We start from the raw sequence: 10126 nt of genomic DNA on the forward strand, positions 1-10126 counted from the left end.
AAGCAAATAATACCTTAAGGACAAGAGATTTAGGGGAGACGCTATGACTGCTCAAAGCCAGCCTATTACGCTTGTAGCACACTTAAATGACATTGCAGTCTTTCAAACTCGCGCTTTTAATGACGAGCCAAACGTATTATTTGATGATACATCTACTCTAGGGCAGGCAAGCTACGGCGACTTTAATCTAGGCTTGCATGTCAGCGACGACCCCAAACCAGTATTACATAACCGTATGCAACTGCTCAGCGCTATCAATGAGCAATTGAAGGGTTATCACCTTGCGCCCATAGCGCGTTTGCATTGGGTCAATCAAGTACATGGCAATCAGGTGCATGATATTGACAATACTACTATCGGTATGCAGCCTATTGCTGCTGATGCTATGGTTAGTATGCAAGATGATATGGGACTGGCAATTATGACCGCAGATTGCGTACCTATTGTGATGTATCAGCCAGATAGTAGGCAGATAGCGGCTATTCATGCAGGCTGGCAGGGGCTAGCTTGCGGGGTCATAAAACAAGCCGCCAAGCGCTTTGATAAATCATTATCAATTATGGCATGGATGGGCGCTTGTATTAGTCAAGCGCACTATGAGGTGAATCGGCAAGTTCAAGATAAGCTGCTGGCAGGATGTTTCGATCACAAATTATTAGATGCCGCTCGTTTAAACGAGTTTGAGCATTTATATAGTATAGCGTCAGAGGTCGATGTCAGTAATGATGCCACCGCTAATACTAACCTAGCTGACAATTCACAAAGCGCGGAGCAATACTTACACAAGAACCTTGAAAATCTGTCAAATTACGCTACAGTAAATGCAGACAAAATTAAGCTCAACTTACCGCAGCTGGCAGCGGATCAATTAACAGCTTTAGGTATAAAGTTAAAGACTGATCTGCCAATAGACTGTAGTTACGCTGATACTCGCTACTATTCTTATCGGCGCCAGACGCATTTGCATCAGCCTGCTACAGGACGTATGGCGCTAATCATTGTACGCAGCCGTCCTTTATAATATTTTAACCCCTTTATCAGACATTATTAGAGCTTGTATGAATACACCTGCTACCTCATCGCAAACCACTACCGACGCCAAAGCAGTACCTAGCGTCACTATGGCAGTTATCTTCCATAGTAATTATGGTCATACCAAACGCGTGGCGCACGCTATCGTCGAGGGCGCGCGCCAGCAGCTGCCCAAGTTGCAGGCACGGGCGGTAGATGTATATGAGGTAGATTGGGACTATTTAGATCAAGCCGATCTATTGGTGTTTGGTAGCGCCGTCTATATGGGCAGCGTTACCGCTGAATTTAAGACCTTTATGGATGAGACCTCAAAGCGTTGGTACAACCGTATATGGGAAGGCAAGTGGGCGGCAGGATTTGCCAATTCAGGTGGTCTTAGTGGAGATAAGCTTGCCGTATTACAGCAGATCAATCTGTACTGTATGCAGCACGGTATGAACTGGATCGGCCTGCCTTTAATGCCGACAGGTCATGAATCCACTGATCTTAATCGTTTATCGAGTTTTTTGGGACTGATGACGCAGTCGCTTGATGGACCACCTGAAAAGACTCCAGGCAAAGGGGATATCGATACTGCTATCTGGTTCGGCAATCACTTAGCAAAGACTATTATCAAGCATCAACCCTCAGATCAGTAAACCCACGATAAACGAATACAGACGTCCATAACGGGCGTTTTTTTTTGCTTTATTTTTTGTTTAAAGTATCTGACTGCAAGTTAACTGGATTAATAGTAGACAGTGATTTTGTAGTGGGCAATGGGTTGTTTGTCGACCCTTTAATCGTTTGAGCCGCGGTTACTGGAATAGGGCTACCGCCAAATCCGAGAGATTGACAGCCTGTAAGGAGCACGCTTGCAAATAGGGTATAAAAAAAGGGCGAGTTGTGGGCAAAAGGATTTTTCATAGCGCTTATTATCACTAGTGTTTGAAAGGTAACTCAATGCATTATGAATTAAAACAGGAGAGTTTTGTTATTGGTTAGTGTTAATAGAGTCACTAAAAGCGTCACAGTACTGAAATTTTTTTACTTAATCAATATAATTAGACAATATTCGGTAAATATTGATTGTACTTAGATATTGGTATTTGCAGGTGTTCAAGATTAAATATAAGCCAACATAACAAGATGTGTTTTTACTCTTAGCTGATTAAGAGCTAGCTTTTTACTATTGTAGACATGTTTTGAGATAAATAATTTAAATGCTATGGTGTGAGGATATTATGAAGCCATTTTACAAGGTGCTATCGATGCTTGCTATCGGTATCTCCTCAAGCGCTGCTATGGCAGAGGCTACAAACCTACCTAACGTCAGTCCTGCTAACAGTGATCTGGTCAATCGCGGCGCTTATATCGCGCGCGCGGCTGATTGTATGGCTTGTCACAGAGAAGATTATACAGGCGGCGTTGCTATCGATACACCGATGGGCAGTATCTATGCGACTAATATCACGCCCTCTAAGCGCTATGGTATCGGTAACTATACTGAACAAGATCTCAAAAAAGCGCTGCGCAAGGGTCGTGCGCCTGATCACATGATCTATCCTGCGATGCCTTATCCTTCATATCATGGTATGACCGATGAAGACATCAGTGCGCTATTTGCCTACTTGCAAACGGTGCCTGCAGTAGACGCGGCGCCTGAGTATGAAACAGATCTACCCTTTCCTTTTAATATTCGTAGCCTGATGTATTTTTGGAACTTTATAAATGTACCCGCTTACGAAAACAGGGAGGGTCTAACTGCCATCCAGCAGCGCGGTGAATACCTTACCAACAATCTAGAACATTGCGGTACTTGTCATACCCCGCGTGATATGACGATGGGTGCTGATAATAGTATGTACCTATCGGGTGCGCAATTGGGCAATTGGTATGCTCCTAATATCACCCCTGACAACTCAAGCGGCATCGGTAGCTGGAGCGAGCAAGATATCGTCACCTATCTGCGCACAGGCGAGCTAGACAAGCGCGCTTATGCAGGTGGCCCTATGGGTGAAGCAGTCGCTCACAGTACCCGCTATCTAACGGACGATGATTTGGGCGCAATTGCCGCTTATCTAAAAGTAGTCCCCGCAATTGAGACAAAGGATACGATCACTGAGGTAGATACCAAAAGCTTACCTGATCCTATCAATGCCTCGATCACTCATGATTTGCTAGCTCAAGACGACTACCTAACACAGGCAAAACTTGGCGTTGATAGTAGCTCGCCTGAGGGTCTATATCTAAATGCTTGCGCCAGCTGTCACGGCGTCAATGGCTACGCGCAGCCTGATGCTGGTTATGCCCCTATTGTTGGTTTGACAAGTTTGCGCCGTGACAATCCAGACACCTTGATCAACGTGATCCTGCACGGGGTAGAGGGAGCAACCAATATCCGACCGAATATGCCAGGTTTTAAAGATCAGCTGAGCCATCAGCAAATCGCTGATATCACTAATTATGTTCGGACTAGCTTCGGCGGTCTTGCCAGTAGTGATGTGAGCGCAGACTATGTCGATACTGTTGCAGCAGGACAAGATCAACGTCCGTTTTTGATAAAGTATGCAGGCGTGCTTGCCATACTCGGTATCATTGTCGCGCTCTTAATCCTTTTCTTTGTTATTAGAGCCATCATACGCTCGCGTCAACGCGCTTAGTAAAACAGATGAGTAAAAGCACTTAGTATAGATATCATTTATTAAAGCGCTTTGAGTATAGATAACAAACTAATTTACAAATATATAGGTCAATGATCAGGTAGTAAAAGATAAAGAAAGTCACAGTGATATCAATATATATCTTGATGACAATAGCTACCTAATACGGTCATACCACAAGGACACCAATATGAAAGATATGCTTCAATCACCAACGCGGCGTCAACTGCTCTCTATGATTGGTAAGACTGCGGGCGCAACCGCGATGTATCAGGCGATGACGACCTTGGGGTTTGCCTCAGAGTCCACCTTTAAGGAAGAGCTCAATTTAACAGGTGCACCTGCAGGTGCTAGTATCATAATACTTGGGGCGGGGCTGGCAGGTTTGACAGCCGCTTATGAGCTGCGTAAGGCAGGTTATGAAGTTAAAGTATTAGAGTATCAAAACCGTGGCGGTGGTCGTAGCTGGACACTCAACAGCGGTGATAAATACACAGAGCTTGGCGGCGAAGAGGTCACTTGCGACTTTGAGGAAGGCAATTATTTTAATGGTGGTCCTTGGCGCTTGCCAAGTCATCACTATGGCGTGTTTCATTATTGCAAAAAATTTGGTGTTGAGCTGCAGCCCTTTGTTCAGACTAATAATAGGGCGTACTTGCATCGTACCAATCACTTTAATGGTGTGCCGCAGCGTTTGGGTGATGTCAGAAGCGATGTTAAAGGCTATGTCTCAGAGTTACTATCAAAATCAGTGAATGTGGGCGGACTGGATCGCTCGGTCAATACCGAAGATAAAGAAAAGCTGCTTGAAGGGCTAAAAGGCTGGGGCGTATTAGACAATAATTATCGTTATGTGACTAGCCATGCCACCAGCAAGGTTCGCGGGTATAGTGTCTACCCTGGCGGTGGCCTTATGCCGAAAGAGCAGCCATCAGATGTCCTACCGATGAGTGAGCTATTGCAATCTGGTGTGTGGTCAGATTTGTACAATAACTTTGATGTTTACGTACATCATCCAACGATGTTTCAGCCAGTCGGCGGCATGGGCAAAATTGGCGATGCGTTCACACGTGAATGCCGTGACATGATTGAGTTCAACGCCAAAGTCACTAAGATTCATCAAGATGATAGCGGCGTGACTATTGATTATGTCGACAGCAATAACCCTAATGGCGGCACTAAGACTGAGCGCGCTGATTGGTGTATCTGCACCATTCCTTTGACCGTATTGACCCAGATGGACATTAACGTCTCAAAACCTATGAAAGAGGCCATGTCAGCAGTGCCTTACGATACTGCGTTTAAGGTAGGTCTGGAGTTTAAGCGCCGCTTTTGGGAGGAAGATGAGTGGATCTATGGCGGAGTCACGTACACTGATATGCCCAATATACAGATTGCCTATCCTTCTGAGGACATGTTCAAGACAGGAACAGGCGTGCTGCTAGGAGGGTACGGCTATGGCCCAACGTCGTATAAGTTCAATGCCTTGACCCCGCAGCAGCGCATTGACGCCGCTTTAGCTTATGGCAAGCATATCCATCCGCAGTACCCCGAAGAGTTTCGCTCGGGCACCTCTGTAGTGTGGCACCGTATCCCTTGGACATTGGGCTGCTACGGTATCTGGAGTGAGTCAAGCCGCGAGAAATACTACAATACGCTGTGTCAGATTGACAATCGGATTGTACTTGCAGGTGAGCATTGCTCACATATCCCAGCATGGCAAGAAGGCGCTATTTTATCAGGGCTAGATACCGCCACGCGCTTGCATCAAAGAGCAAAGGCTGTATAGCCAGCTGTCATAGATAAATAGAGTAAGAGGCAATTATGAAAGATTTAAGATATTCACTATTGACGGCTATGGTCGCTATGACGGCATTGTCTGGCTGCTCATCGAACGCGGATGCACCGACGCTAGCTGAACCTGAGGCACAAACTGCGACGGCAGAGAGTTATGACTTTGCCGATGGTCGCAACAATGGTTCATGGGGCGCGGTGTACACGAGTGAAGAGGAGCTGGCAAAACCTCAGGTCGATATCGTCAGTTACGCCAACATACCTGCTATGGCAGAGGATCTAGAGGTCCAAAAGTGGAATCAGGTGTTTGGTGAGGGTAACGCCTACCATAGCACTAATGGGCGCGAGCTTTATCATCGCTCATGTGCTGCCTGTCACATGCATGACGGTCAAGGAGCGTACGGCGCAGGTTACTATCCGCCGCTCGCTGACAACAGCAAGATGGCCTCAAAATATTACACGATAGGCATCCTAATCAACGGCCTGCGCGGTATGCCATCGTTTCATATGATGATGAACGATGAGCAAATGGCAGCCGTGACGCAGTACATTATGACCGATCTCAATGGACTTGAGGCGACCGTTACCGCTGCTGATGTGGCGCAAATAAGACATGATAATCCACCAGGATACGATCCAAGTGAATAAAAATAAAAAGCGCTCGATTATACTATCGAGCGCTTTTTTTAGAGCTATTTAGGGTTGGGCGACCAGACCGGTGACTTGATAACCCCTTGTCCTGACTTACCAAAAGCCTCACCACCATTCAATGATTTGATAGTAATGACGCCTTTGCCGCCTTGCGTGGACGCGTAGACCACGCGTTTGCCATTGGGTGAAAAGCTAACCCCTTCATCTAGACCCGTGTTGCCTATGTTGGTGACGACTTGACCGTTACTATTCATAATCGCCGCTGATGAACCACTTAAAAACCCAATTTGCGTGCCATCATTGTTGAACTTAGGCGTCGTGGCATAGCCGCTATTAGACACCTTTGAGATACGTCCTGAACCAAACTCATAGCGATAGATTTGTGGTCTATTAAATCCTGTTTTGTCAGAGACAAAAACAAAGGATTTGCCGTCAGGTGCATAAGTGGGCTGCACTTCGCTGCTTGGCCAATTGGTCAGTTTGCGCAAATTACCACCGCCAGCACTAATTTCATAAATATCAGCGCTCCCCTCAAAGCTACTTGAGAACAAAATCTTGCTGCCATCTGGTGAGAATGACGGGCTCATATTACTGCCTTTGTACGGCGTTACTGTTGTCGCACCGCCGCCGCTGATATTTTGTACATAGATGACAGGGTAGGATTTGTCTCGCTGCACCGTATAAGCGATACGATTGCCATCAGGTGACCAAGCAGGCGAGAAGATAGAGCCATTGACTTCTGTAATAGTGCTAGCATTTTCGCCATCGGCGTCCATGATCTTTAGACGCGAGGTTTTATTCTTACCGACGCCTGTCTCTTCAATATAGGCGATGCGCCCTGAGAAGTCGCCTGGTATTCCTGTGATTAGCTCATAGACTTTGTCTGCGATGACGTGACCTGCATAACGCAAACTTTGGCTATTGTTATCAGCGCTCAAGGTTTGTTTGCCCTCAATCACGCGGCCTGCTTTTACGTCTATGACTTCATAATCAGTAACGATTTTACCGCGGTTGCTACGCGTGCTACCGACAACTAAATAGGGAATCCCTAAACTTTGCCAAACAGGGAGCGTACCTGATAGCTCATTGATACTGCGGGGCTGCTGCGGCAAGCCCTGACTGGTAACGCTAAGCTCGGTTCTGTTTAAGTCATTTAATATAACTGATGATAAAACAGAGTCGCCTGCAAATGGCACAAACGCCACTTGATTTTGCTGAACAGGAATCTCATAGTCCAGCTCCAAAACAACGGGCGCTGCCAATAAGCTTGGGGCCATAAGTAAGCTTGACGCGCCAGTAAGTAGGGTGAGTAATAGTTTTTTGTGAGTACGCATAACCAGATCAGACTCCTAAATAAGAAGGATATAGAATTATTTGAGTATCAAAATAGGCTAATTGAGCAGTCGGTGCAACATGATTAGGGTAATAGTCGTCAATTGCTACCTTTAAACTGTATGTTAAAGGTCGGGTATTTAGGGTCATCAGCATCAATAGGCAGATTACCTGTATTTAGTACTGCTTGGCGCGCCGCTTCATTGACCGCGCTGTCAGGCCCAGAGGCAGTAACATTTGCCACATCTCCGTTTGAGCGCACCGTAATGGTCAAAGTAGTGCGCTGCGTTGACCCTCTAGCGGCTACTGGAGGCTGATAGTTGCGCTTAATAAGATTAATAATCTCGCTATTGCTTGCGCCGCGGTTACCGCTAGCTGAGCTACTACTTCCAGGTTTACTACTAGTTGTCGCACTATCGCCTGATATTGTCGATTCACCATCAGATAAACTAAAGCTCTTACCAGCACTGCCTGAACTACCAGAGGTGATCTCTATATTGCGCTGCTTAGCCGTTGGTTTTTCGATCTTTGGCGGATTGAGCTGTTTATCCTGAAACGCTTTGAGTCTATTTTCAACAGCTTGATCATCTTGCTGTTTTTTTTGCTCAATGCGCTTTAGTCTCTCATCAGTAATAGCCTGCTGCTCGGCTGACCACTGGGCAAGCTGTCGCTGATATTCTTCTGATTGCTGAGTATAGCGCTCTTGTTGCTGCTCACTCATTAGTATCGGCGTGTCAGTGCCATCATCTGACTGCAAAAATACAGGTACTTTTTGTGAGCTTGGTTGCGTGCTTTGCGAGCTGCTGGATGAGTCGGAGCTATACACATTAGGAGTCTCACTAGCGGACTCACTATTTGAGCTGCTACTCGGAGTACCGCTCGCTTGTTGCGCGCTTGCAGCCGCTCGATTGGCGAGTATCTGCCCTTGCATCTCGGCTAATTGCTCAGGAGATACCATTGTTGTCTCAATGCTGCCAGCGGTTTCGATAACAGGCGTCTGATAGTTATAGATCAAGAGTCCTAGGACGATGCCGTGCGCAAGCAGACTTAGCAGCGTAGGCCAAGTTAGTCCATTGCTCTCAGGCTCAGTCGGTACAAAGACGGCAGGCGCATTATTCATGGCATGAATACTCATAAATGAGAGTAAATAATTGATTATAAAACGTTTATGATAAATATAATGATATTTTAGCATTATATCTATCGTTATTTAATCTCTTGTAATGTTGAGACAGATCAGATCTGCGGAGCAGGGAGGGGCGCACCTGTTAGTAGTCCAACCTTTTCGATACCCGCTTGCTGCAAGCTTGCCATAAGCGCGACAATAGAGCCATATTGATTGTTTCGATCGGCATTAATCATCACTTGTACCGGTGCCTCACCTGAGCTTAGATATTGCGCTTGTAAGTTAGAGAGCACCTCTATCAGCTCAGGCTCACTAATCGGCATATCCATATTGTTCTCATAACTAATAAAAATCTCGCCGCTATCCGTCAAGGAGACGATGACCGGTAGCTGGTTTTGAGTCAAAGTGCTCGCTTGCTCTTTGGGCAAATCAACATCGACGCCTGTAGTCAGCATAGGCGCTGTCACCATAAAGATGACCAGTAGCACCAGCATCACATCGATATAAGGCACAACATTCATATCGGCATTGAGGGCTTTTTTGGGGCGCTGGTAAGGACTAGATTTCATAGACCAGTTGCCTTGTTTTGCGCGATACTAGTCTCGCGTATCAGCATACTTTGCGCGCTGGTTTCGCGCTGTAGCATGCCCGTCATCTCATCACAAAATAACGCGCGCGACTCATAGAGTCTGCTAGATTTGGCAGTGAAGTGGTTATAGGCAAGTACCGCAGGAATAGCGGCGAACAATCCCATAGCCGTAGCAATAAGCGCCTCTGCGATACCGGGTGCGACAGAGGCAAGGGTAGCTTGCTCGGTTTGCGAGAGTCCCAAAAAGGCATTCATAATACCCCACACCGTACCGAATAGACCGATATAAGGGGCAACAGAGCCGATACTGGCAAGGGTGGCGATACCAGATTCTAGCATCTGCTGCTGACGTCCTAAGCCCACGCGCAGTTTGCGCTCAACGCCGTCGATAATGTCGTCTTTAGGTTGGCGTTTTTTGTGCATCCTAAGATACTCAGAGAACCCGACATAAAATATCTGCTCAAGTCCCTGACGATCAGGCGATCCTTGGATACCTTGATAGAGCTTAGCTAAATCTTCGCCAGACCAAAACCACGTCTCAAACTGTGTGTCAAAACGCTTAGCAGTGCCTAAGCGCGCACTTAGGCGAAAGATAATGACCCAGCTAAGTAGAGACGCTAATAATAGTAGCGCCATAACGAGCTGTACCAATAAACTGGCATCGGTGATAAGGTCAATAATATTCAAAGATTCAGGCATTTAGGTCACTCACGAGTAAGTAGCAATAACTTGGGTACGGCACATTTTAAAAGGTAATGGGTCATAAAGATAGCAGCCTCTGACAATAAAAATACTTAGAGTAAGCTATCGGTATGTTACTGCTTACATAAAGGCAAGATAACGTCTCTGAGAGTAATGACTGTCCCGTCCTAAAATAGGTTGAGGGTTTATAAGGAGTCAGATACTGCAAGTATCTGGCTTTTTTTTGGAATATCACTTCTTATATTTTTATGAGCTTGG

At 46.1% G+C, this 10126-nt stretch carries 10 protein-coding genes; 5 read left to right on the forward strand and 5 right to left on the reverse strand.

The window, feature by feature from the left end; genetic code table 11:
• Positions 1-43: 43 nt before the first annotated feature.
• Positions 44-1021 (forward strand): polyphenol oxidase family protein, encoded by a 978-nt coding sequence (locus tag ACTXGE_RS12200; protein ID WP_435949032.1) that lies wholly within the window; start codon positions 44-46, stop codon positions 1019-1021.
• Positions 1022-1058: 37 nt separating this feature from the next.
• Positions 1059-1670: a flavodoxin family protein gene (locus tag ACTXGE_RS12205; RefSeq protein ID WP_435949030.1), complete on the forward strand. Its 612-nt coding sequence runs from the start codon at positions 1059-1061 to the stop codon at positions 1668-1670.
• A gap of 49 nt (positions 1671-1719) precedes the next feature.
• On the opposite strand, the gene ACTXGE_RS12210 is transcribed toward ACTXGE_RS12205, so the two are convergent.
• Positions 1720-1938 carry a hypothetical protein gene (locus ACTXGE_RS12210; protein ID WP_435949029.1) on the reverse strand — a complete coding sequence of 73 codons (219 nt, stop codon included), beginning with the start codon at positions 1936-1938 and terminating at the stop codon, positions 1720-1722.
• A gap of 317 nt (positions 1939-2255) precedes the next feature.
• Between ACTXGE_RS12210 and ACTXGE_RS12215 the strand changes: the two genes are divergently transcribed.
• From ACTXGE_RS12215 to ACTXGE_RS12225, 3 genes are all read left to right on the forward strand, one after another.
• Positions 2256-3674, forward strand: a complete 1419-nt coding sequence (locus tag ACTXGE_RS12215; protein WP_435949028.1) for a c-type cytochrome — start codon at positions 2256-2258, stop codon at positions 3672-3674.
• Between the two features lie 190 nt (positions 3675-3864).
• Entirely contained in the window at positions 3865-5463 is a 1599-nt protein-coding gene (locus ACTXGE_RS12220; RefSeq protein ID WP_443543623.1) for a flavin monoamine oxidase family protein, read from the forward strand.
• Between the two features lie 35 nt (positions 5464-5498).
• On the forward strand, positions 5499-6116 hold the full coding sequence (locus tag ACTXGE_RS12225) for a c-type cytochrome (RefSeq protein WP_443543621.1): 618 nt from the start codon (positions 5499-5501) through the stop codon (positions 6114-6116).
• A gap of 44 nt (positions 6117-6160) precedes the next feature.
• Here ACTXGE_RS12225 and ACTXGE_RS12230 read toward each other — a convergent pair whose 3' ends face one another.
• The 4 genes from ACTXGE_RS12230 to tolQ form a co-directional block, all read right to left on the reverse strand.
• Positions 6161-7453, reverse strand: a complete 1293-nt coding sequence (locus ACTXGE_RS12230) for a translocation protein TolB (protein WP_443543620.1) — start codon at positions 7451-7453, stop codon at positions 6161-6163.
• Positions 7454-7551: 98 nt separating this feature from the next.
• Positions 7552-8571, reverse strand: a complete 1020-nt coding sequence (locus ACTXGE_RS12235; RefSeq protein WP_443560317.1) for a cell envelope integrity TolA family protein — start codon at positions 8569-8571, stop codon at positions 7552-7554.
• A 116-nt stretch (positions 8572-8687) separates the two neighbouring features.
• Positions 8688-9146, reverse strand: a complete 459-nt coding sequence (gene tolR / locus ACTXGE_RS12240) for a protein TolR (protein ID WP_443543616.1) — start codon at positions 9144-9146, stop codon at positions 8688-8690.
• Complete coding sequence (gene tolQ / locus ACTXGE_RS12245) at positions 9143-9865, reverse strand: protein TolQ (RefSeq protein ID WP_443543615.1); 723 nt, start codon at positions 9863-9865, stop codon at positions 9143-9145. The genes tolR and tolQ overlap by 4 nt, the downstream gene beginning before the upstream one ends.
• Positions 9866-10126 lie beyond the last annotated feature (261 nt).

Origin of the sequence: Psychrobacter sp. T6-4 (assembly GCF_052258425.1) — a bacterium.
In the GTDB taxonomy this organism is placed as follows: Bacteria; Pseudomonadota; Gammaproteobacteria; order Pseudomonadales; family Moraxellaceae; genus Psychrobacter.

What these genes read in the sequence shown, in the direction of transcription:
- ACTXGE_RS12220 (WP_443543623.1), top strand. Translation starts at nt 3,865, where the DNA reads ATGAAAGATATGCTTCAATCACCAACGCGGCGTCAACTGCTCTCTATG.
- ACTXGE_RS12205 (WP_435949030.1), top strand. Translation starts at nt 1,059, where the DNA reads ATGAATACACCTGCTACCTCATCGCAAACCACTACCGACGCCAAAGCA.
- ACTXGE_RS12230 (WP_443543620.1), bottom strand. Translation starts at nt 7,453, where the DNA reads ATGCGTACTCACAAAAAACTATTACTCACCCTACTTACTGGCGCGTCA.
- ACTXGE_RS12215 (WP_435949028.1), top strand. Translation starts at nt 2,256, where the DNA reads ATGAAGCCATTTTACAAGGTGCTATCGATGCTTGCTATCGGTATCTCC.
- tolR (WP_443543616.1), bottom strand. Translation starts at nt 9,146, where the DNA reads ATGAAATCTAGTCCTTACCAGCGCCCCAAAAAAGCCCTCAATGCCGAT.
- ACTXGE_RS12225 (WP_443543621.1), top strand. Translation starts at nt 5,499, where the DNA reads ATGAAAGATTTAAGATATTCACTATTGACGGCTATGGTCGCTATGACG.
- ACTXGE_RS12210 (WP_435949029.1), bottom strand. Translation starts at nt 1,938, where the DNA reads ATGAAAAATCCTTTTGCCCACAACTCGCCCTTTTTTTATACCCTATTT.
- tolQ (WP_443543615.1), bottom strand. Translation starts at nt 9,865, where the DNA reads ATGCCTGAATCTTTGAATATTATTGACCTTATCACCGATGCCAGTTTA.
- ACTXGE_RS12235 (WP_443560317.1), bottom strand. Translation starts at nt 8,571, where the DNA reads ATGAATAATGCGCCTGCCGTCTTTGTACCGACTGAGCCTGAGAGCAAT.
- ACTXGE_RS12200 (WP_435949032.1), top strand. Translation starts at nt 44, where the DNA reads ATGACTGCTCAAAGCCAGCCTATTACGCTTGTAGCACACTTAAATGAC.